The organism is Mycoplasmopsis californica, from assembly GCF_000695835.1.
Taxonomy (GTDB): domain Bacteria; phylum Bacillota_I; class Bacilli_A; order Mycoplasmatales; family Metamycoplasmataceae; genus Mycoplasmopsis; species Mycoplasmopsis californica.
On sequence record NZ_CP007521.1, the window covers coordinates 119,027 to 143,107 of the forward strand.

Genomic DNA, 24,081 nt, shown 5'->3' on the forward strand with positions numbered 1-24,081 from the left:
TATATTTTCAGTCTTTAGACTGATTTATTTAACTTTAAATATTTTTTTGCCTAGTCTAATATACTCATTAACAAGTTCTTCAAAGTAGCTAAAACCAACCTTGTAAAATTTTTCGCTTTTTAAATCAACGCCCACTGTCGCAAGAGTATCTAATGGTCAATTTTTATCGCCTGCCGATAAGAAATTATTAATATATTTATTTAAGAAGTCTTTTCCTTCTTTTTTGTATTGGGCATAAAAGTAATTTCCTACTAATTGCCCGATTGCATACTTGTAAACGTAGAATCCGTAATAAAAGTGTGGTACATATACCGAAGCAATTTGTTTATCTTGCTCAAATTTCAGTTTTTTAGTCGAGTACCGCTGAGCGTTATTGTGATATATTTTGGCAATAGCTTCATAGCTAGGGCCGACTTCGCCTTTATCGATTGCGTTGTATAAATCATATTCGTAATTAGCTCATAAGGTTTGTCTATAAACAGTGCCAATAAAGCCGTCGATCATTGAGCTGATTATTTTAAATTTAAGTCTGTCACTTTTTGAATTTTTTAATAGATAGTCATACAAAATTAATTCATTGAAAATTGAAGCAATTTCAGCTAAAAAGATTGGATATGACGCATTAAAGTACTGATTGTTCTTGTCGCTGAAATATGAATGCAATGAATGACCTAATTCATGTGCCAGTGTCTCAACTGAACTTAAATCCCCGTCAAAGTTCATTAGAATTAATTTTTTATCGACACCATAACTAGAACCAATTGAATATGCTCCTGACACTTTATTATCAATTGTCATATAATCAACTCAATTTTCATTCAATGCTTTATGTACTATTTCTGAATATTCAGGACCAAAAGCCTGTAACGCTTCATAGACAACCTTTTTCATCTCCTCGACAGTATATGTTGATTTAACATTTACCAATTCTCGAGCATAATCATATTTTGGTCTGTATTTTTCTTTAAATTTCGCTTCATAAAATTTCTTAAATCAACGTGCTTTTTTTGCGATTGTGTGTTTCAAACTTGATACACGATTAAATAGCGATTGTAGCAAATCTGAATCTATTCTGTCAGAGTATGTTAGCATTTCAACAGTTGAATTGTACTTGCGGATGCGAGCAGACACACTTAATGAATTAAAGTGTTGGAATAGCAAGTTTGCTAGAGATGATTTGTGTTTTAAATAAGCTTTTTCGTAATTAATAGCAGTATTTTTACGCAAAACAGCATCATTTGACTTTAAAAATTTAATTTTAAGAGCCGGTGATAATTTATGTTTTTTACCTTTTGAATCTAAAGGGTAACCATAATCTAATTCAGCATCGGTTAGTAAATCAAAAATATTTTCAAAGTCAGGATTTGCTTGTGCTTGCTTGACGATGTATTCTTCAACATTGTCTTCTAACTTATGTTCATAATCATCAATCAAAGCTTGTAGGTTGCGTTTATGTGGAGCTAATCGTGGATCGTCTAGCCAAGATTTAATTTTTTCTACATGTTTAAAAAAGCGTACATTTTCCGAACCTAATTGCTCAGAAATTTTTTGATTTAGCAACTCTCATTTATTATTCAATTCAATAAAAGTTGAATTAGTCAATTCACGATTATAAGAATTGGAAATATAATTGCTTAAGCGATTTGTTAAAATACCATATTCACTCATATAATCAATATACTCAAGGTATTTTTCAATTGAGTTGTATTTTGTATCTTTATTATCAATTATGTACTGAGATTTTGTTTCAAATTCAGCAAACAATTCTTCTATTGTTTTGCCCTGTAATAAAAAATCAACATCAAATAAATATTGTTTTTCGACATCTTTGACATTTTTGTATTGTTTCATTTATACCTCCAAAACTTGGTAATAATTTATATATTATATCAAAATTTAAATTTAAGTTGTGATGCTTATAAGTACTTGTTTATAGTCTTATTTGAGAAAAAACGTGTTTTTACTGAAAAACACTGATAAAAAACATTTTTTTCTTCTTAAAAATAAAACAAAAAATATATTTAAAAAATTCATTCAAAAAATAGCAAGTGTTTTATAATATGTCCAATTATGAAAGACCCGAAAAAACTACGTGTAAAAGCAATACTAGAGTTTTGATCAAGTGAATATTGTAATTCACTTAGTTTTTTCATTGCTGAATACTTCGAAGATAAATTTGATTACGCTTCCGTTAAGTGCTAGTTGATCATAAAAATTAAATCAACTAGTATTCAAACAACAAGCAATCACAGGAGAAATTATGGGAAAAACACAAAACATGCGAAATGTTGTTGAATTAAAAGAAGTTGTAAAAGAATTTGATGACAAAGTAGTACTTGAAAATATTAATTTAGAAATTAAAAAAGGCGAATTTGTGTCTCTATTAGGTCCTTCTGGATCTGGTAAGACAACTATTTTACGTCTTATAGCTGGTTTTGAACGTGCGACACGTGGAGAAATTAAATTTATGGGTCGTGACATTAAAGATTTACCCCCACACAAGCGTGATGTATCAACTATTTTCCAAGATTATGCCTTATTTAGCCACTTAAATGTGTCGGGAAATATTAAATATGGCTTATCTTTAAAAAGAGTACCGAAGGAAAATATAAATCCTAAACACGTCGCTCGTTTAGAAGCTTTGAAAAAGGTTTGGACTAAGGAAGCGAAAGCAGAAATGGCTAAACTAGATAAGCTACAAGAACAGTATGAAAATGAGATGGAGAAATTAAAACCTAACTCATTGCAGTACAAAAGAAGACAAAAATGATTGGATAAGTCTGATTTTGTTTATTCATGATGAGAAAACTATGTTGCTTCAAAAACAGAAAATTTTGAGAAAAAATATTTAACTCGTCGTATGACAAAAGATGAAATGAATGCTGAGGTAGCTAAAATTGTTGAATTAGTTGGCTTAAGCGGTTCTGAAAATAAAGCAATTTCAGAGTTATCTGGTGGTATGAAGCAACGTGTTGCATTGGCACGTTCACTAGTTATTGAGCCTACAATTTTACTTTTGGATGAACCATTGAGTGCATTAGATGCCAAAATTAGAGTAAAAATGCAACAATTACTAAGAAATCTTCAACAAAGATTGGGTATTACATTCATTTTTGTTACACATGATCAAGATGAGGCGCTAGAATTATCAGACCGTGTAGCAGTTATGCGTGATGGTGTTATTGAACAATATGACACACCAAAACAAATATATGACTACCCAGTTAATAAATGAGTTGCGTCATTTGTTGGCGATTCTAATATTTATAACGCAATCTTCAACGAAGACGCCACAGTTACATTCTTAGGAAAAACATTTAAAACAGTACATGAAGAAGATGAATTTAAATCTGGTACTGAGGTTGATGTTCTAATTAGACCTGAGGATATTGATATTATGTATGCTGATGAAACTAAGAAAAAAACAGGTTTGATTGGGCGTATTGCTGAAATGAGTTATCGCGGAAGCTACTACTACCTAAAAGTAGATTTGGGGGCAGATAATTCAATTTACGTTGAAACTGCTAAAAAGTTTGAAATTGGGGAAAAAGTTGCAATTTCGTGAACTATTGACTCAATCCACATTATGGAAAAAGATGCTAAGTGAGATTACTTGACTGATGAATTCAAAAATTAAGAGTAAATTAGCTCTAAATAAACGTTTAATTTTACTTTTACCATATGTGTTAATTGCAATCTTTTTGATCATTTTACCAATGATTTTGATTGTAATTCAAGCTTTTACAAAATATGACAATTTTGATAACGCGCAAATTATCAAAGAACGTAATACCTGAGTAATTATTGGGCGTAGCTTAAAAATTGGTGTAATTTCAGCCATTTTGTGTTTGATAATTGGTTTTCCGTACGCTTATTTAACAGCAACGGCAAAAAGCAAGGTTCTACCAATTTATGCAATAAGTTTAATTTTGTCGCCAATGATCATTTTCACGATTGCTAAAATTTACGCAATTAGAGGCTTCTTCTTGAGTATTTTTGACGAAGATGCTCTAAATGCTGAGTGGTTTATGATTTTAGCCTTGACATATTTAAACTTGCCGTACATGGTTATGCCACTTTATTCAGTCTTTCGAGATATGCCAAAAAACATTATTGAAGCTAGCTCGGATTTAGGCTATAACAGAATTCGTACACTATTTAGAGTTGTTATTCCTTACAGTTTTAAGGCAATTTTATCTGGATTTAGTTTAATTTTTCTGGCATCAGCAACTACATTTGTTATTAGTGATAAATTATTGCCAAACCCAGCACAATTGCAAACGGTAGGTTCGCTAATTAACCAATACTCTGATGCATCAAATGTCTATGAATTATCTGCTGGATCAACATTAGTTTTAGTAGTGAGTGCCATTTTTATAGGTAGCTATCTAGCAATTAACTATGTACCAAAATTGATAATTAAACTGGTTGCTAAAGGAGGTAAACGTGTCAAAGTTTAAAGAGTTCTTACGTCATAGCTATATTTACATTATTTTGGCACTAACTTACATTCCATTGGTTTTTGCTGTAATTTTTAGCTTCAATAAACCATCTGATAAAGGTTATTTATCAACAAAATGAAACAGTTTTGATACAAGTTCATGAACTGAATTTTTCAAAGAGGGACGTGATGTTGCCTTAATTAATTCAATTATCATTGCTTTTTGTACCTCGATTTTAGTCATTTCAATTTCACTATTGACTGTTTTCGCTTTATGAAGACAAAAAAATAGAACTTATGAAAGAGCAACAAAAGCTGTTAATAATATTCCAGTAATCAACCCAGATAATATTACTGCAATTGGATTAGTACTTGTTTTTACTTCATTTCATTTAACTCTTTCATTTATGGATGAAGGTTTGCTTCGGGGAATTGTCGGCCACACTGTGATGGCATTGCCTTATGGAGTTACTTTAATGTATCCACGTAGTGAAAAATTTGAACGTTCTCAATATGAAGCGAGTCAGGATTTGGGTTATTCTAAGCTTCAATCGTGATTTAAAACTTATTTAGTTTATATGATGGCGACCATTATTTTCGTTGGTTTAGTTGCGACATTTTTATCTTTTGATGACTTTATTATTTTGAAAACTTTAACAAATACATCAACACTAGGTACTAAGTTGTATGAAGGCAACTTCAGAGGTTGGGGTTTGGTAGTAGGTTCGACAATCTTGTTTGCAACATTAATTGGTAATGCTATTTATGTTGCAGTTAAAGTTAAAAGAGTTAAATTAAAAAATGTTTCTGCGCAGAAAGGTAAATATGAACAATAAAACTAAGAAAATTTTGCGTGGAAGCAGCATTGGCTTGGCTGTGTGTGCAATTACCGGAATCACTGCTTTTTCAATTGCCTACAAAGCAAACAATCCATTTAAACCTACATTTTATAACTATAAATCATACATGTCTGATGATGGTAAAGACGTTATGAATAAGCATTTCGACTATAAAGAATTCGAAACCCTTAATGAATTTACACGTGCTATTATGACTAATAAAGCGATGGCAGGAATTGGATCGGATTCACAAGCTGTTCAACTAATTCGCCGTGGCAAATTAAAGGAAATTGATTATTTAAAATTATTTCAAGAAGACAATAATCGTCCGGAATGAGCTAAAAACAAAACGTATCAACAATACCGTGATAGTGCTGAATATCGTATGTTTCAAAAAAATTTATTCACTGATTTAACTTGAAAACACATGAGTGCATACGATCAAATATTAAAAACGGATTTTGATAATAAGCCGTGAGCCGACGGTCGTGAACGTCACTTGTATGATTATTTTGTACCTTATTTTACTCAAGATATGGTTATTGGATATAACCCTGTCAAAGTTGATCCTAGCTTGCAAGATGCAGACTTAAATACTCCTGAGGGTCGTAAGAAATTATATTTAACCGATCAAAAAATACTGAAAACACTGGGCGAAACTGGTCAAAATAAAGGTGTTAAATCAGATAAAAAAGAAGTTTTATTTAAAGACGCACTTAGCGCTTTAAAAAAACACGGTTTTAACCGTTGACAAATTACAGATGCAGTTCGTGATAATATGATTTATGGTTCTGCGTATTCACACGATAAAGACGGAAAAATAATTCCAAATACAATTTCGGGTGAAGCCGGCGATATACAAAAACAACCTGAGCTATACAAAAAATACATTGATAATTTCGCTAATTTAATTAAAGATGGGTTGGGTTATGAGTTGACTAATCCTAATATTCAATTATTAGGTGATGGACAATTAATTTTAACTAATTTAATAACCGACCAATCTAATGCAAATGCTTCTATTATGTATAATGGTGATGCTTCGGATGCCTATTTTTCAGATGATAATGATGTTTCAGTAGCTAATGGAACAATTCGTTTCATAAGACCGAGATCTAATTTACTTTTAATTGATGGTCTTGTCGTTGTGAATAGTGATTTAGTGACCGAAGAACAATATGACAAGTTATATAACACAGCTAAGGAAGCATTTTTACATGGCTTGCAGTATAAATCGTGAGATAAATTTTCAACAAAGGAAATTGAAGAATTCCCTTCATATAAAAATTTCGATTTTGTTACATATACGCCAGCAGTTAAAGTTTTGTATGATTATGCTTTAAATAATAAATTTAGCGACTTAGATCCATATGAACAACAATACGCTAAACAATTATATGAAATCAAGTCTGATTACTCAATAATTGATCCAATTACTGGCGAAAAAATGTTTGACTACAAAGTTGATCACACAGCTATTCAACCAACAGATCAAAAAACTCAGACAAATTTAATTACATATTGAAACCAAAAAACCAAAAAATAATTTATAAGGTTCGCAATGCGAATCTTTTTTAAATTTTATCTCTATTGTAAAATATAGATATAAATTAAGTTTTTCAGTATTTTTGACTGAAAAACTTAAAAATGTTTATAAGATTGGAAAAGAATGAACAAAAAAATTAGATTATTTACACTTAGCACAGCAACCATTATCCCCTTAGTAACCATCGCGTGCCAAAAAACTACTCAAGAACAAAAAACGTTTAATAGCAAATATATTTATACTGATAGCGAATATTACAAGGGCTTAGACGGTTTGAAAGGTGTGCAATTATTTGATGAGTTAGTAAAGATACAAAATAGATATTGAACAAAAAATATTCAACGAAAAGAAAGTAATTATTCTGAACTTTACAAAATATATCCAAGGGCATTTAAGGATAATTTTTATGAAAAGGATAACACCGTATTGGATATTTACTCAGAAAATCCAAAAGGGAGTGATCCATATAACTTTGATTTTAAACACTTTGATGGTAAAGGGGGAGTAGATACTGGAAAAAACATAAAAGGCGAAGGTAATAAATATAATCGAGAACACTTAATTCCGCAGTCGTGATTTGGTAGAAATCAACAAGTAAGAACTGATGCCCACTTTGTATGACCGACGGACAAAAAAGTAAATGAATTACGGGGCAATTCAATTTTTGCTCCAACACCCAATGGCAAAAAATCTTTAAATGGAACTTTAACATCAAAATTAACTTCCGAACCGATTGATGAATTTAAAGGCGATGTGGCACGTGCAATGTTTTATTTTGTTCTAACACACGATGAATATTCAAAACAAAGTAATTTTATTTTTGAAGATAAGAAGCCATATATTGCAAGCAAATACTTGGAAATTTATAAAGATTGAGCAAAAAAAGATGCTATTGATGCTTTTGACATTCAGAGAAATAATGAAATTGCCAAGGTGTATGGCGGGTTAAGAAATCCATTTTGCGATTATCCTGAATTAGTTGATTTAATTTTCAATCCAGGAGATAAAGTGTTTAAAGATAAGGGCGTGTTAGTAAGTGTAGCTAATTAACTTGCATTGATTGCAAGTTTTTTTATTTTCAGAGGTTTTGAGTAGGTTGTGAGTGTTTTTGAATGAAAAATGGACTAATGTCTATGAAAAAATACTTTTTTGAATATAATTCCAAATATAAATTTGTACGTTATAAAAATATCAAATTAGAGGTAAAAATGAAAAAAATTAAGTCGTTATCACCAGCAACTGTTATTGGGTTTGGTTTATTAGCGCCCGCAACAACTGTATCGTGTGTAAAAGAGCAAATGGCAGAAAATAAAGAGGTTGAAGAAAAAACCCGGGCCGTAAAGAAAGAAGATGTTGAAAATCTTCAAGGTAAAGAAATAAAAGTTACTAGCCAAAATAAAATAACCGAATCCAATTATGAGTTAGTTTCAATGGAAATTAACCAAACTGGTTATAAAAAAACACGAGAAAGCAAAATATTCTTGAAATTAAAAGTTAAGGACGCTTCAAAAAACAATTTAAATTCTGAAAATGTAATTGTTAGTTTCGAAGTTCTAGGTAAATACTCACAAGGAGAGTTTAAAAAAGAGGATTCTAAAAAAATAGAAGAATTTAAAGTAGATAGCGTAAAAGTTGATGAGAGCGATTCGAATATTGTAATAATTTCTCTTATTCACAATTTAGAATTAAATACTGAATATAGACTGAAAAGTATTGATATTAAAGAAAATGTTATGAGCTTTGATACTAACTTGATTGCAGGTAACATTGCAAGTTCAGTAGTAGAGGTAACTAAAAATCCATATTTCAATTTATTGTCATTTACTACAAAAATTAACAATGGTGACGGACAAAAAAGCGAATTAGATATAGTCTTGAAAGATAAAGATAATTCCAAAATTATACTTGATCAAGAAAATACAATAGTTAATTTTAGATTTGTTGGCGAGCTTATAAATAATGAGTTAAAACCGGCTGAAAACAAAAATAAAATTGATAGTTTTTCATTAAAATCAGTGAGTCATACTGAGGGGTTGACAAAAATTGTGCTTCAGGCAGAAATAAAACCTACTTGACTTTATAAACTTGAAAATATTCAAGCGAAGCGTAATGTTTTCAAGTTAGAGCATTCTGTACAAGACAAATTAACTATCGCCAATAAGATTAATTTAAATAAAATTGAATTATTATCTAATAATACTTTAAAGATCAACTTGCAAGCAAGCGATAAAACGCTAATTGAAGGACAAATTTTGCGTTTAATGATTATTCCAAAAAGTGATTTAAGTACTGAATTTTACCCTCAATATGTACAAATTCCAAGTAAATTGGAAAACGGTGAGTATTCATTGGAATTAAAAATTAGCGATAATTTAGACACTACAAAAGGTATCGATATTAAATCGATGTCAATTGCTCGTTATTATGGCGAAGATGCTAAGGATGAACTTGAAAAAGCTAATTTAATAAAACCTCTTAGCTTATTCCCGAAATTACAATAATTTAAAATAAAACGTGTATTCAAACTTCGAAATACACGTTTTATTTTTTAGTGTAAATAACTTTAATGTTAAAAATGTTTTAATTCTTTTGCTTTTTCTGCATTAAACATTTTTACGAATTCAGTAGCTAAATCAATAGCAGCTTGAATATCTACCAAAGAACAAATTCCAATTGGTGAGTGTAGGTAGCGTTGTGGTAAGGAGAATGTTATGGTTGGAACTCCTCCTTTACCATACTGTAATGATGTTGCGTCATTTCCACCACCTTCTGAAATATATTTATAAGCAGGGATATTATGTTTGCGAGCTAAACTCATTAGCATTTCGCTTAATTTTGGACTTGTTAATAGACCGCCGTCTTTAACAAGTAAAGCAACACCATCTCCAAGTTTAGTTCCGCCCTTAATTGTGCCTGTGGTATCATGGCTTGCACAAGTATCAATAGCAATAGCAACGTCAGCATCGATTAATGATGTCGCTGTTTTAGCTCCTCTTAAACCTACTTCTTCTTGAACAGTTCCAACAATATAAGTTGTGTTAGGTAATTCAAGGTCTTTAATGTTGTTGGCTAAGAAATCGATAACAGTAATGCCAGCTCTATTATCCATTGCCTTACCACCAATTAAATTATTTGGCATATCGATTGTTTCACCTGACATATAAACTCTATCACCAGCTTCAACACCAAATTCAATAGCTTCCTCTTTTGTTTTAAAGCCAAAATCAACATAAAGCTCGTTATTGGTTGGCGCCTTTGAAACTTTATCCTGTGCTAAAATGTGTATTGATGTGTGTCCAAATACACCAAAAAGCTCTTTATTGTCACGATTGGTAACTAATTTACATTTAGTTCCAATAACGGTTACTGGTCAAATGCCACCGACAGGAGCTACTAATAAATTACCATTATCCTCAATATTTCTTACAAAATAGCCAACCTCATCCATGTGTGCGGCAAACATAATTACGGGTGAGTTCGCTTCTTTGCTTTCTTTTTTAATAATTAATGAACCAAAACCATCACGACTAAAACTAAGATTTTTAGATTGAATATTATTTTTAAGTGCCTGAGCAACAGGTTCTTCATATCTACTCATAGCTTCAATAGCCATATATTCTTTTAATCTTTTAGCTACTTTTTCAAATTTACTCATTTTGCCTCCTACTAATAGTATTTAAATTTTATTATTTTTTTACTTTTTAAAATAATTATTTTGAAATTTAAAATTTTGTATAAATTTCTGTGGTAAAAATAACTTTTTAACTCATGCCTCAGTGCTTTTGCTGAATTTGAACTCAATTTAACATATTTAAGAGCTAGAAATTCTCTTGAATTAGATAATATTTTTCTCATAAAATTTTAAAATTAATATAATTAAATAAATTAAGACTCGGAGGTATGAATATGGCTAAAAATAAACAGAATTATTCGTACGAAGACGTTAAAGAACGTATTCGTTGAGCAGCTTATTCACGGACTTCTGAGCTTTATGACAAATTTAATTCTTCATCAACTGGAATAATAGATGATGAAATCATTGCAAGTAACAAAGAAATTTATGGTGTAAACAAATTAGATAAAAAATCGAAGAATAGCCTTTGAAACAAGATTATTTCTTCATTTTTCAATCCATTTTCAATAATTTTAATTGTGTTAAGCTTAATTTCGATGGTAACAGATATTATTTTGCCATTGGTAAATGGGAATTCAGCTGAGCCTGCTACAATGATAATTATTTTAACAATGGTTATTTTGAGTGGAATCTTACACCTGGTTGAAGAAATTCGTTCATCTGCTTCATCTGAAAAATTAATTAAGATGATTTCTACAACGGCAAGAGTTCAGCGAAATGGAATATTTTATGAAATTCCACTTGAACAAGTTGTTGTTGGAGATATTGTTATACTGGCAGCCGGCGATATAATACCGGCAGATGCAAGAATAATTAGTGCTAAAGACCTTTTTGTTTCGCAGTCATCCTTAACAGGTGAAAGTGAATCGATTGAAAAGTTTGCTCAATTATCACCTAATTTTAATTATGAAAATGCTGTTGATTACCATAACTTGGCATTTATGGGTTCAAATGTTATTTCTGGCTCAGCAAAAGCAATAGTTGTTGCCACTGGAAATCAAACATACATTGGTCAGGTTGTTCAAAAAATTAATGCAAAACCAGTAAAAACTGATTTTGAAAAAGGGATTGGGGCAATCTCTAAATTATTAATAAGAATAATGGTTGTTATTGTTCCGATTGTGTTCTTGATAATTGGTATTAAGGGACAAATTGCAGGAGATAGTGGCAAATGACTAGAAGCATTATTATTCGCTATTTCAGTGGTGGTTGGTCTTACTCCCGAAATGTTACCAATGATTGTAACTTCGACCTTAGCAAAAGGTGCTGTTACGATGTCGAAGAAAAAAACAATAATTAAAAGTTTAAATTCTATTCAGAATTTTGGAGCAATGGACGTATTTTGCACTGATAAAACAGGTACTTTAACCTTAGACCAAATTGTTTTAGAGCGCCACTTAGACGTAAATGGTAAAGATAATAACCGAGTTTTGCGTTATGGATTTTTAAATTCATACTTCCAAACAGGACTTAAAAACTTATTAGATATTTCAATCATCGATAAAACAGATGAGTTAAGTGTTGTTGATGAACAATTACGTTCGTTAGAGAAAGCTTATACTAAAATTGATGAAATACCTTTTGATTTCGAGAGAAAGAGAATGAGTGTAATTGTTAAGGATCGGGAGAATGTTGCACAAGTTATTACCAAGGGTGCTGTTGAGGAAATGCTGTCGATTTGCTCAAAAATAGAAATCGATGGAAATATAAGAGAATTAGACACAAATCTTTCACAGAAGGTACTTAAAAACGTTAATAAATTAAATGATCAAGGAATGCGTGTTATCGCGGTAGCACGAAAAGATGTTGATATTTCAACAGTCGGGAAATTTGCCGTTTCCGATGAAAATGACTTGATTTTGATTGGATATTTAGCCTTTTTAGACCCTCCAAAAGAATCAACTGCTTCTGCAATTAAGAATTTACACAACCATGGTGTTGAGGTTAAAATTCTAACAGGAGATAATGCGCGTGTAACAAAAGCTATTTGTGCTCAAGTTGGCTTGCCTGCAGATAAGGTTATTTTAGGTAAAGATCTTGAAGGCTTGGAAATGAAAGAACTTGAAGATTTAGTCAATAAATATAATATATTTGCTAAGTTGTCCCCTGATCAAAAAGCACAAATAATAACCGCTTTACGGAATAAAGAGCATGTAGTTGGCTATATGGGAGATGGGATTAATGACGCGCCAGCAATGAAGGCAGCTGATGTGTCTATTTCTGTTGATACTGCAGTCGATATTGCAAAAGAAAGTGCTAATATTATTTTGCTTGAAAAAGATTTAAATGTGTTAGCCACCGGAATTGTTGAAGGTCGTAAAACGTATGCAAATATGAACAAATATATCAAAATGACTGTCGCAAGTAACTTTGGTAATATTATAAGCATACTAGCTGCATCGATTATTTTACCTTTCGTACCAATGGTAGCAGTTCAGATTTTGTTCTTAAATTTAGTTTATGATATTTCATGTGGTTCAATTCCATGGGACAATGTTGATAGTGAGTTCTTGCATAAGCCGCGCAAATGGAATCCAAAATCAATTATGCGCTTTATGTTCTGATTTGGGCCGATTTCGTCACTTGTTGATATTTTAGGTTTTGTTTTACTTAGATTTGTCTTTATTCCACAGCTTTATCCTAATTTAAAAGTTAGTGACCCGCAGTTCATTATGCTATTTCAGACAGGATGGTTCATAATTTCAATGTGAACCCAAAGTTTAATTATTCACTTTATTCGAAGTGAGAAAAAAGCTTTTATTGAATCACGTCCCGCGCCAGCATTATTATTATTTTCAATTTTAGGTTCGATATTAATTACAGCGAGTCCATACATCCCATGGTTAAATGGAGCTTTAAAAATCACTCAATTGAACCCATATTTCTACCTTCTTTTGGTAGGTTTAATAATTTTATATATTTCCTTAACTTTACTTGTTAAAGGTCTTTATATAAAACGCTATAAAGAACTATTATAAAAAATCCGGCTTCCGGATTTTTTAAATTATGTAGCGAGTAGGTTGAAAGAAGGTTCGAGGAAATTTTAAATCCCGGGTGCGAGCGAATTTCTCAACCTCATCAAAAAAAATTTTATTATGTCTGCTGATTGAGTTATGGACTAATTCGTGCGCAATTACATTATAGATATACTTATGTGCTAAGGTAATCAGTTTTAAGTTATAAGAAATGAAATTTTGTTTATTGCCTTCTATTATTTTTGTTGTATTTCGCCCTCAAAAACCTTTTACAAGTTTAATATTGAACGGCGTTTGAGTGCAATTCATGTCATCACTTAGTTTTTGATGATAGGGAGTGATATAGTGGATTAAAATATCAATTAGAGCTTTTTGCATTTGTTTAAATCGCCTTTCAGGATTTTCTCTATATTTAGGATCCATTCCAAAAATTAAGTGTCGTTTTTGTTCGTTTATGTCGATTTGAGTCCTGGTTTTTAAGTGATAGGCAAATTTAAGATAATATTTATTGCCTAAAAAATCTATTTCTTCGTTTTCATCGGCAGTAAAAACTACCCATTCATCTTTATAGTTAACTTTGTCTTGCTCAAAAGCCTCATTAATTTTTATATCGATGTAAGCCAGCGCTTCTTTTTTCTGAAATCCACAAATAAAAATTATCTTGTTTTTGTCAAAAATCTGAATTTTACTTCAATTTTTTTCAAGATAATATTTTGTATAAAAAATTTTGTAAACAGTTCCATTACGTTTGTATTCATGAAGACTATTTAGCATTATTTTTAATTCCTTTTTCTCATTTTTTTAGATCACGCAAACTAACTACTTTGTTTGCTTTAATTGCTTCATTCATTCTTTTTAATAATTCTGGCTCAATACTTGGTTGGTTTATGAAATCTTCATAAATTGAATCAAGAATTTCTTCATAGTTATCTTCGGTAGCAATAATTGATCAATCTGCTTTCCCACTGAAATTTACTTGCGTGTTTTTTGGCAACATTAGCATCGAGAATAAAGGTATTTTAGCATCACACATTTTGCGAAAATGGTGAATGTGCTTTAAGTTTTGAACTAATGGGTTATAGAATTTCTTAACTCTTTTACCGTTGTATATTTTAATATTTTTGTCATTGACATCACCAGTAATTGAACCTTGCAGGTACTTAACTTCAACAATAATTACAAATTTATCAGTATATAAAAGTCCGTCAATTTCAAATTGTTGGTTGGCTGCGTAAGCAAACTTATGACCCTTAATGTATTTGTAGTTACTTCGTTTAGCATAATCACTTAGTGTCCGACCAACAATTTCCTCAAATTGAAACCCTTGTGTATTTTTGCGCTTGTCTTTAACATAAAGCCAAATACCCAGCGAAATTGTAACGATTAAGATTATTGCCATAAAGCATATGCCCAGAGCAATACCTACCTTTGTTTGGTACGAAATTTCATGAAGTTTTGGCTTTTGATTTTGTGTCGCCGTAGCTAAAATAGTAATAGTTTTATTTAATTGCATATTAATATTATATTGATTTAATGAAAATTAAAATTATGTTTGTGTTATTATAAGTAAAATAAAATTAAAAAAGTTAAGGAGATAGAATGCAACCATTAAAAATATTTTCTGTAGTCGGTGCAGTAAATAAAGACTCTCTTTCAGAAAAAATTAATAATGAAATCGTAGCTAGATTAATGAAAACTCACCCTAATTCACAATTAACACAGTTACACGTATCAAAATCTGAGTTTTCACAGAATTCACTAGGAGCCAACAATATCGACACGTTTTATGCTGATGTCAATTCAGAAAACTGAATCCAAACTCTACATGAAAGCGATGTTTTGGTTCTTTCAACGCCAATGACTAATTTTTCATATACAGCCGGCATTAAAAATTTTATTGATGCTGTGGCAGTAGCAAATAAGACATTTTCATACAAATACTCAACAAATGGTGGTTCAATCGGGTTACTAGATAAACTAAAAGTAATACTTGTTGGTACACAAGGAGCACCAATTGATTGATACCCATTTGGAGCGTTTTTAGATAATTTAAAAGGTATTTTCAATTTCTTCGGAGCCCCACAAATTCAAACATTGATGGTCGATGGCAACAAAGTCAAACCCCGTTCAGAAATGATGCACGAAGATATCATTGCCGAAATTGATGACAAAATAGCTGAAGTTGTGTCTAATATTGACTGAAACGAGCTAAAAAACTAATTTTTAAGCTGATGATTTAATTTAAAAGTTCAAGCGCAATTAAATTTAATTGTGTTGCTTGAACTTTTAAATTACTTTTTTGAAATTATCTTCGACAACATAAAAATATAAAGATAGTTTTATCTAAATTTTGCATATTAAAAACCAACTGGATTTTCATTAAGGTATTTTAATTTTTTGAAGATATTATCTTTAAAAAATCCTCAAAAGTATTGATATTTATTTCTTTCAAATAATTCAAGACTTGTGTTTCAAAATTTGTATTTTCGTTTTCTAATGCTTTTAAAATATTTTCAGCAATTCTATTTATAACTGGGACAACCACTGAGTTACCAGCTTGTTTATATAAATGCGAGTTTGCTAGTTTAGGTAGCTTAAAGTTGGCGGGATATCCTTGAAAATTAAAACATTCTCTGGGGGTTAATTTTCTAATACCCTGTTTTGTTTTTATCAAAGGTACATTATGTCCTCCAGTACCCATATTAGCTGTCAATGTTGGACAAACATTACTTTTATTTTCTCTTACATATTTTCTTCTTCACTGATAAATTGTGTCTATTTTATTCATTTCTTCTTTTAATACCTTATAAAACGCGTTTTTATCTTCAGTGTAATAAAAAATTTCATCAGACACATTATTTTCAAACATATCCTTTATAGTTTTAGTTAATTTTATTGGAAAAGGGAATTCAAAATTATGATATGCTTTTTCACTTCTAAAACCCACGATATATATTCTTTCTCTGTTTTGAGGTATGTTGCCATAATCTTTTGCGTTTAAAACTTGGTATTTAATTTTATAACCATTTTCTTCTAGAGCGTCTTTGATGATTTGAAAAGTTTTCCCTTTATCATGACTAACTAAGTTTTTAACATTTTCTAAGAAAATTACTTTTGGCTTTTTTGCAACAATAAATCTTAAAGTTTCAAAAAACAAATCCCCTGATTTTTCATCTTCAAATCCTTTTCTGTATCCAGCTACACTAAACGATGTGCAAGGAAATCCGGATATTAAAACATCGACATCAGGAACTTCTCTTGTGTCGACGCTTCTAATATCTTGTTCATTTAGCACTGGATCAAAATTTTTTCTAAAAGTTATTCTTGCATTTTTATCATATTCATTCGCCCAGACAGTTTTGAATTTTCCTGTCAACTCAAAACCTAAATCTATACCCCCAACACCTGCAAATAGGCTAGCAATTTTATAATTCATTTATCCCCCAATGTTCAAATTTTCAATATAAATATATCATATTTTTACGACTTTTAAAGCAGCACGCCGCTTAAAAAAATGTATTTTTTGATATAATAATTAAGTTTCTTTATTTAAAAGAGGTATAAATTGAAAAAAATTACAAATCATAAATATAATGAAATCATTTCATTATACCCAATTTGAAAAGGATTAAATAATAGAATTAAACAATTATATCCACGAGGCATTAATTTTCACGAGGTTTTTTCTGAGTTTATTGTTTGTTATATTAATGAATATTATCATAGTTTAGGTGCAGGTTCTGAAGATGCATTCGCCAATAATCGCCTCAGAGTACAAATAAAAGGCACCTCAAATTATGATTCTGATTTAACTAGTTTTGGGCCTAAAAGTGAATTTGATATATTAGAATTTGCCAGACTCGATCAAATTAAGGACTATCTTTATTTGTATAGAATACCAATAGAAGACTTGTGCAACGTTAAGGTGAATAAAGATCTGACTTTTAGGGAACAACAGCAATTAGGTAGAAGGCCTAGATTTTCAATTATTTCAAATTTTATTGAGCCTTATAACCTAAAACCATATGCAAAAGTCAATCTGAAAACTGGAAAATACACTTTGCTATAAATTTTAAAGAGTTGGTTTTTGCATTAATTTTATTTTTCAACTAAATAGAGAAAATACTGCACATAAACTAAAAAACACAACCATGAATATTCATAATTGTGTTTTTTAGTTTATTTTTATTTAATCATTGTTCTAATTAAAGCTTCATTAGCAACTGAGTATTTATAGACACGATCTAAGACTTTGTTTACGTGTTTATAAAGATTAGATTCTTCTCCGAAGAAATCTTTTGTAATCTCGACTGCTTCATTAATAGCTACCTTAGGAGGTATAGAAAATAATTCGTATGTTGCATTTAAAATAATTGCTCTAACAAGCGGGCTTTCCTGTTCTCAGGTTTTGATTTCTAGGAATTTTTCAATAACTTTTCTGAATACATCAACATTTGACACAACTTTTTGAATTTGTTTGAACTGTTCCATTTCAAGGTGGTCATTGTTTTCAAAAATCGATTTTAAATCATAATTTTGCAATAATTCACAAGCATAAATTGCATTTACGATTTCTATACGGTTTGTTCTACGAGATTTCATATATCTATTTTATATCAATTTCTATAAATAACGTGTGTTTTGCTCAGACTTATGCTTATTATTCAATAAATATACTGCATTGTAAATTGGTGTTAATACAATTATGTAAATTGGAATGACGAATAAGTCTTTAATTACTATTTTGGTAAATAGCAGAATGTACTCAAGTGAATAGTATTTCAAGCCCGCTTTGCTATTTGGGGCTTTAAAGTAATTGTAGTATTCAATATACTGAATTGGGCCAATAATTCATCTAAAAACTATTGAAATAATTATTACTAAAGACATAATCATTAAATAATTTAATCACTTATCATTTTTTGTCGCGCTGTAAAGCTTGATGCAAAGTCCAGAAACTGCTAAAGATAAAAATATATACAGTGCAATCATTCAAATTATTAAATTTTTTGGTGCAAAAATTGGATTTTTCTTGCTTGAGTTGATTTTAAATGTCCCATCGGTTTCAGAATATTTAAAATAAACGTAAAATACAATAGCTAAACTGACAAAAGTTAGTAAAGTAGACACTGTAATCGCAACTATTTTATTAGATTTAAATACAACTGAATAAACTCACGAAACTATTGCAATTAGGGGTGGTGTGATTGCATATAGCCAAAATCATTGTCCAATGCTTCCTGTTAAAAGCATTGGAATCGTATCTCCCAATATTGCTAATAAAGCCCCCTTGAAAGGGCCAAGAATGATTCCGTAAAATATATACAAAATATTCTCTAAACCAATTGGAATAATTCTTAAAATTGTGAATTTTGCAAACATAATCACAATAATGTGTGCGGCTAGCAGTATTGCTGATAAAACTATTTCAAATACTGTAAATTTAAAGAGTTTTTTCAAGTTTATACTAAAAAACTCTTTTTTTTCAATTTGTGTTTCATTCATTGTTACCTCCGAATTGAAATAATTATAAGCACACAACAAAAAAATAATGAGCGAAAAAATATATTTTTTAAGATTGTGTTGTTAATTACTGCTAGAATTTACAAACTCGAGTTTTTAAATAATTTATAATTTGTTAACTATGAATAAAAATCTTAAAGCAATTGACTTTGGTACAGCCGGGATTAGGGGAAAAGTTGGAAGTGGAATTGATCATTTAGGTCATGCACACGTTCAACGAGTTGCACACGGTTATGCCAAATATTTAAGTGATAAATACTCAAATTTAAACAAAATAACTGTTATTGTAGGACGGGATAATAGACGTTTTAGCTGCAAATATTCACGCGTAATTACTGAAATACTCGCTTCTTATCCACGTTTTGAAATAATTTTATCGAAAAAAATTACACCTACACCTTTTGTTTCATTTTTAATTACACAAAACAAAGCTCAAGCAGGCGTTAATATTACAGCTAGCCACAATCCAAAAGAATATAATGGAATTAAACTTTATAATGAGCACGGGTCTCAGTGCTTGCCGGATGAAATAGCTAAAATTCAGTCTTATTTCGAGGACTGAGACAAATATAGTGACAAATATATTACCCAGGGTTGTTGACCACGCTTTAAGAATGTGAGAAATACTCATGCTAATGAGTGGAATTCATATATTGAAGCAGTTTCAAAAGTTGGGGGTGAGATTAAGGTTAATGGTGATAAAGTCAAAATTGCTTATTCACCATTGCACGGGACAGGTTCAACGTTAGCTGAAGAAGTTTTTGCTAAAATTGGCTGGAAAAGTAACGTTGACGTGTTTTTTGAGGATGCTCAATTTATTCAGGATAGAAATTTTTCAACCTGCTCATATCCAAATCCTGAGCGCAATGAAGTTTATGACGCGGTGAAGCACATTGCTGAGAAAAATAATGCAGAAATAGTTCTTGTAACTGACCCTGATTCTGACAGAGTAGGTTTAGAAGTTCTACACAATGGAACTTGAGTTCATTTTAATGGTAATGAGACAGCAACCTTAATTTTGGATTATTTAATTAAGACGGCTCAAAACAAAGATTTTAGTGGTAAATATTTAGTTTCTTCATTCGTTTCATCAAATTTACCGGAATTGATCGCCAAAAAACACGGGCTGGATATTAAAATCGTCCCAACAGGCTTTAAATGAATTGGTCATTGTATTGTCGAAAATAAAGATTCATTTTTCTACGGCTTTGAAGAGAGTTATGGGTCACTTATTGATCCTGCAATCGCCAAGGATAAGGATGCTATTCAATCAATTGTTATTATAACTAAGATGACACAACATTATAAAAATAAAGGACTAAATTTAGTTCAAGTTTTAGAACAAATTTACGCAGAATATGGTCACGTAGTAAGCGAGACAATTGATATAAATACTGACGAAAATACTGATTTGTCAGTGATTCAACACAAATTTAAGAATTTAAATATTGCTGATAAAGTTATTAATGACTACAATAACGCAGATGGAATTATGCGTACAAATATGATTAAAATTAGTTTTAAGGACAAACCTGATTGAATAGCTTTTAGACCATCAGGCACAGAACCAAAAATTAAGTTCTATATATTTGCTTATGGATCGAATTACTCACAAGCGCAAAAAAAATTAGTGCTTTATAAACAGATAATCACTGAATTAGTCAGCTAGTTCAGTTTTTTTAAAAAATGTTTTAGCAGTTTTTAAATAGTGGCATAATTTTACTAATTATGATTAAAGTTATGTGTACACGCTTTTCGAAGAATAATATGTTCATTGCAAATGTAATGATTGTTTTTTAGTACGGAGCCACTAATTTTAAGAATAAAAAGAAGAATTTAGCGGGCTTCGAAAGCCTACTTAATTACCAAATTGATAATTTTAAGGTAGGCAAAGCCTACTTTTTATTATGAAAATCAGGAATAAAAGGATGTTTATGAAAAGAAAATTGATTTTATCTACTGTTTTAATTAGCTCATTGACCATGCCATTGAGTGTTGTTTCTTGCGTTGATAAAAGCAAAATGAATGACGCAATGAAAGAAAATGAAGCATTAAAAATTCAAATAGCAAAATTAAAAAACGAACTAAAAAAACAAAGTGACAAATCTGAAAACACAATTAAAAAATTACAAGCTAACTTAGTTGTCTCTAATCATGCTCATGAAGAAGAAAGTGCTATCAGTGAAGAATTAAAAAAAGAGATTGATAAACTAACAAAATTAGTCGATGAATTGGACGGAACTCCGATTAAAACTAATGGTAAAAGTGCTCGCGAACTTTTGGAATTAATTAATAAATTCTTAACAGTTGATTTTCCACAGGCGATGAAATCTCAAAAACCTGAGGAATTTGAGAAAAATAAATCACTATTTACCCAAATTATCAATAGCGTTAAGGCGAGCTATGCTGATTTTAAAGATACGGACGAAGGATATAAAGATATTTTCACTTGACAAAATGCTATTTTATATAATTTAAGAAGATCACAACTAGTTGCTGAATATATTGATAATCCAACCTCGCCGGTTACTGTAATCACCCCTAAATCTGAGTTAATGGACGAGTTATTTGACTGAAGAATTAAAGATTTAGAAAGAATTGCTGCTGAGTTAGAAAAAGTAGAAGATTCAAAATTTGTTCAAGGTAAACCTACAAAAGCTGAATTAATCAAACGAGTTAATGATGCTAAAAATCAGTATGAAAAAGCTAAAAACTCAGCTACTCTTTTATCGCACCAAATAGCAAGCTGACACAAACTTGAGGTCGAAGTTGATAATGACAAAACCACTGGTGTAATTAATAAAATTGTAAACTTCAGTTCCCCTCAATATCGAAGCTTATTACCTGAATTTAATTTACCTGATTTTAAAATATCTTTATTCCCTGTTTATAAACAAATAATTGATGAAGAATTTAAAGAAAAAGTTAAAAAAGAAACTCTTCTTCTTAACAATGAGTACAAAAATTGACTTGAATCAACTGGAAAATCTTACATATATTCACTTCGTTTTGCTAATTTATACAAAGAGGCTAAGAAAATCACCGATAACATTTATAGAATTTTGAAAGATGACAACATTGATTTTTACAACGAATTTTCAATTTATGAAGATTTAGATAAATTCATTTTGAAAGCAAAAGCTCAACTTTATGAGGTTTATAAAGTAAATCCAGCTAGCGAAAAAGCAAAAATTGATGCACTAGTAACGAAAGATTTTGATGAAAAGTCAGATGGCAGCCTTGTGAAAATGTTTAATGACAAGTATGCGAAATTAAGCAAAAAAATCGACGATAAAAAAGCACAATATCTTTATTCAGGTTTTTTTACATTTTACTCAAAAGAAATTAAAAGAATTAAGGAAATGAAAACTGATACTTTTATCGAGTCATATGATCGTTATTTGATGTATTTAATCACAAAAAAACAAATTCATATTTCTTCAAGAATCATCGATTTATACTCAGATTTGGATGAGGATATAACACAAACTGAGCTTAAAGAGTTGCTTAACTGAGATAATTCAACCAAATTTGAAAAATTAATTAAGCAAGAGCAGGATTTTAAACATAAATCAACCAAAATTATTGATGATATGAAAAAACTGATACATTCCTTAAAATTATCTACAAATATTGTTAATATTAAAGATGAAATCAAAAAAGTGAAAGAATCGTGTGTTGAAATTGATAAACATATTGAAGTTATAGACGACGAACACGAAGGGGATTGAGTTTCAATAATCGAAAAAGAAAACTTACCTAAATTTCTTGAGCTATACAGCAAATATAAAGAACTAATTAAATCTATCGAAAAAGATAACAACCAAGATTTAATTAAAAACGCTTCTGATTTAGCGTCGCAAATAGAAATTGCTGTTTTAGGTGTTAAAAATTCAGAAGAATCAAAACCAACATCATTAATTGGGTTATTTAATTTTGAGTTGACAAAAGAGTATTTTGAAACCGAAGGGGATGATTATAATTCAAAATTTGAGATATTTAAAGATATATTGGAATTTTATGAAAAAATAAAATCTTCAGGAAATCAAGTTAAGGATTCAGCAGATTCTTATTTAACACAAATTAAAGAATTATTAAAAAAGGTTGGACACATTAAAGAATCTGCCCATCCATGGTCTGAATTGTTTTATAGTTCATTTACTGATATACAAACAAAATTAAAGAATAATTTGAATAAAGTTAAAGAATCGCTAGAAAAAGTGAAAAACTCTTCTAATAATACCGACACATTAAAAAATGATGTTGATAGCGCAATTAAAGAGATCGGTGGTGTTAACGACGGAAAAGATGTTAAAGGATGAATTCAACCAACCATTGAGTTAATAGAAGAAGTCGATAACAAAGTAAAAATTTATGAAAAAAGAATGAAGAATGTAAAAGAAACCGCTGCTTATGTACCTGGGCAAGAAATTTATATTTTAATCAGATATTGACAATCTAAAAATGAAAAATTATTAAATCAGAATTTACCGGATAAGAATACTAACCCCGATAAGACTTTAACGGCATACATACATAAAACGTTAGACGACGTTAGAAATAAACATAATTTTAAAGAAATTATAGGTGTTAAACCTAATGATGATAGTTTTGATATGGAATATGAACCAGGAGATACACCAAATCCAAAAACGGTTTATGACGAATTTAAGAAACTTGAAGATGAATACGCAGAAGCATTATTTAATTTTGTAACCAGAAAAGATGATAGTCATAAAACTGTTCTAAAAGAAAAAATTATCAAAACTAGAAAACCATACTATGAATTTTTGAATGGTCTAAAGGAAAGAAAAATATATTTTGCAAATCACTTTATAAAATTTAGTGCCGATCAATATAAATATGACCAAGACGAAACAGAAAGTCCAGACAACTGAGTAGCTTCTGATTTACTTGGTTATTATGCAAAAATTTATGGTGTTACTGAGGTTGTAAATAATATTGCTACTGGTATATATTATGAAAACTTAACTACTAGTGCGACACAGAATCCTAAATCAAATTAAAAATAAAACTTATTAATTATTGCGTTGTTTAATTAATTTTTACTTAAACACTCATTCATAAGTTTAAAAGAGAAATTAGTTAATAAAAAAATGTAA

The 24,081-nt window shown here is 30.2% G+C and carries 19 protein-coding genes; 12 read left to right on the forward strand and 7 right to left on the reverse strand.

Translation table 4 applies throughout. The features are described 5' to 3' along the window. Nucleotides 1–24: 24 nt before the first annotated feature. A complete protein-coding gene (pepF, locus tag MCFN_RS00580) occupies nt 25–1,851 on the reverse strand; it encodes an oligoendopeptidase F (RefSeq protein WP_038561139.1) in 1,827 nt (608 codons plus the stop codon). Between the two features lie 219 nt (nt 1,852–2,070). On the opposite strand from pepF, the gene MCFN_RS03680 reads away from it, so the two are divergent. The 7 genes from MCFN_RS03680 to MCFN_RS00610 all read left to right on the forward strand — a co-directional run bounded on the left by MCFN_RS03680 (nt 2,071) and on the right by MCFN_RS00610 (nt 9,327). Continuing rightward, nucleotides 2,071–2,202: a hypothetical protein gene (locus tag MCFN_RS03680; RefSeq protein ID WP_268745195.1), complete on the forward strand. Its 132-nt coding sequence runs from the start codon at nt 2,071–2,073 to the stop codon at nt 2,200–2,202. A 58-nt stretch (nt 2,203–2,260) separates the two neighbouring features. Further along, nucleotides 2,261–3,637 (forward strand): ABC transporter ATP-binding protein, encoded by a 1,377-nt coding sequence (locus MCFN_RS00585; RefSeq protein WP_038561142.1) that lies wholly within the window; start codon nt 2,261–2,263, stop codon nt 3,635–3,637. Beyond that, nucleotides 3,621–4,460 carry an ABC transporter permease gene (locus MCFN_RS00590; protein ID WP_038561145.1) on the forward strand — a complete coding sequence of 280 codons (840 nt, stop codon included), beginning with the start codon at nt 3,621–3,623 and terminating at the stop codon, nt 4,458–4,460. Before MCFN_RS00585 ends, MCFN_RS00590 begins: the two co-directional genes overlap by 17 nt. Then, on the forward strand, nt 4,447–5,277 hold the full coding sequence (locus tag MCFN_RS00595; protein ID WP_038561149.1) for an ABC transporter permease: 831 nt from the start codon (nt 4,447–4,449) through the stop codon (nt 5,275–5,277). Before MCFN_RS00590 ends, MCFN_RS00595 begins: the two co-directional genes overlap by 14 nt. Next, on the forward strand, nt 5,267–6,826 hold the full coding sequence (locus MCFN_RS00600) for a hypothetical protein (RefSeq protein ID WP_051604537.1): 1,560 nt from the start codon (nt 5,267–5,269) through the stop codon (nt 6,824–6,826). The genes MCFN_RS00595 and MCFN_RS00600 overlap by 11 nt, the downstream gene beginning before the upstream one ends. 123 nt (nt 6,827–6,949) lie before the next feature. Further along, nucleotides 6,950–7,876 (forward strand): endonuclease, encoded by a 927-nt coding sequence (locus MCFN_RS00605; RefSeq protein WP_051604538.1) that lies wholly within the window; start codon nt 6,950–6,952, stop codon nt 7,874–7,876. Between the two features lie 158 nt (nt 7,877–8,034). Next, nucleotides 8,035–9,327 carry a hypothetical protein gene (locus MCFN_RS00610; RefSeq protein WP_144238968.1) on the forward strand — a complete coding sequence of 431 codons (1,293 nt, stop codon included), beginning with the start codon at nt 8,035–8,037 and terminating at the stop codon, nt 9,325–9,327. Nucleotides 9,328–9,395: 68 nt separating this feature from the next. Here the strand turns inward: MCFN_RS00610 and MCFN_RS00615 are convergent, their stop codons facing one another. Then, a complete protein-coding gene (locus tag MCFN_RS00615) occupies nt 9,396–10,481 on the reverse strand; it encodes a M42 family metallopeptidase (protein WP_038561155.1) in 1,086 nt (361 codons plus the stop codon). A 251-nt stretch (nt 10,482–10,732) separates the two neighbouring features. Here MCFN_RS00615 and mgtA point away from each other — a divergent pair, with 251 nt between their 5' ends. Then, on the forward strand, nt 10,733–13,438 hold the full coding sequence (gene mgtA, locus MCFN_RS00620) for a magnesium-translocating P-type ATPase (protein ID WP_038561158.1): 2,706 nt from the start codon (nt 10,733–10,735) through the stop codon (nt 13,436–13,438). A 21-nt stretch (nt 13,439–13,459) separates the two neighbouring features. On the opposite strand, the gene MCFN_RS00625 is transcribed toward mgtA, so the two are convergent. Together MCFN_RS00625 and MCFN_RS00630 are read right to left on the reverse strand one after the other, a co-directional pair. Further along, entirely contained in the window at nt 13,460–14,209 is a 750-nt protein-coding gene (locus tag MCFN_RS00625; protein WP_038561161.1) for a YgjP-like metallopeptidase domain-containing protein, read from the reverse strand. After that, nucleotides 14,199–14,948: a nuclease-related domain-containing protein gene (locus MCFN_RS00630; RefSeq protein ID WP_038561164.1), complete on the reverse strand. Its 750-nt coding sequence runs from the start codon at nt 14,946–14,948 to the stop codon at nt 14,199–14,201. The genes MCFN_RS00625 and MCFN_RS00630 overlap by 11 nt, the downstream gene beginning before the upstream one ends. A gap of 86 nt (nt 14,949–15,034) precedes the next feature. Here MCFN_RS00630 and MCFN_RS00635 point away from each other — a divergent pair, with 86 nt between their 5' ends. Then, complete coding sequence (locus tag MCFN_RS00635) at nt 15,035–15,655, forward strand: FMN-dependent NADH-azoreductase (RefSeq protein WP_038561166.1); 621 nt, start codon at nt 15,035–15,037, stop codon at nt 15,653–15,655. A gap of 169 nt (nt 15,656–15,824) precedes the next feature. On the opposite strand, the gene dcm is transcribed toward MCFN_RS00635, so the two are convergent. Then, nucleotides 15,825–16,871 carry a DNA cytosine methyltransferase gene (gene dcm / locus MCFN_RS00640; protein ID WP_038561167.1) on the reverse strand — a complete coding sequence of 349 codons (1,047 nt, stop codon included), beginning with the start codon at nt 16,869–16,871 and terminating at the stop codon, nt 15,825–15,827. Nucleotides 16,872–17,000: 129 nt separating this feature from the next. Between dcm and MCFN_RS00645 the strand changes: the two genes are divergently transcribed. Continuing rightward, complete coding sequence (locus MCFN_RS00645) at nt 17,001–17,504, forward strand: Bsp6I family type II restriction endonuclease (protein ID WP_038561169.1); 504 nt, start codon at nt 17,001–17,003, stop codon at nt 17,502–17,504. A gap of 116 nt (nt 17,505–17,620) precedes the next feature. Here the strand turns inward: MCFN_RS00645 and MCFN_RS00650 are convergent, their stop codons facing one another. Further along, nucleotides 17,621–18,037, reverse strand: coding sequence for a transcription antitermination protein NusB (locus tag MCFN_RS00650; RefSeq protein WP_038561171.1), 417 nt, complete (start codon nt 18,035–18,037; stop codon nt 17,621–17,623). A 21-nt stretch (nt 18,038–18,058) separates the two neighbouring features. Beyond that, nucleotides 18,059–18,940 carry an ECF transporter S component gene (locus tag MCFN_RS00655; RefSeq protein WP_038561173.1) on the reverse strand — a complete coding sequence of 294 codons (882 nt, stop codon included), beginning with the start codon at nt 18,938–18,940 and terminating at the stop codon, nt 18,059–18,061. A 139-nt stretch (nt 18,941–19,079) separates the two neighbouring features. Between MCFN_RS00655 and MCFN_RS00660 the strand changes: the two genes are divergently transcribed. Together MCFN_RS00660 and MCFN_RS00665 are read left to right on the forward strand one after the other, a co-directional pair. Further along, on the forward strand, nt 19,080–20,627 hold the full coding sequence (locus MCFN_RS00660) for a phospho-sugar mutase (protein WP_038561175.1): 1,548 nt from the start codon (nt 19,080–19,082) through the stop codon (nt 20,625–20,627). Between the two features lie 265 nt (nt 20,628–20,892). Beyond that, nucleotides 20,893–23,985: a ligand-binding sensor domain-containing protein gene (locus tag MCFN_RS00665; protein ID WP_038561178.1), complete on the forward strand. Its 3,093-nt coding sequence runs from the start codon at nt 20,893–20,895 to the stop codon at nt 23,983–23,985. Nucleotides 23,986–24,081: the final 96 nt, after the last annotated feature.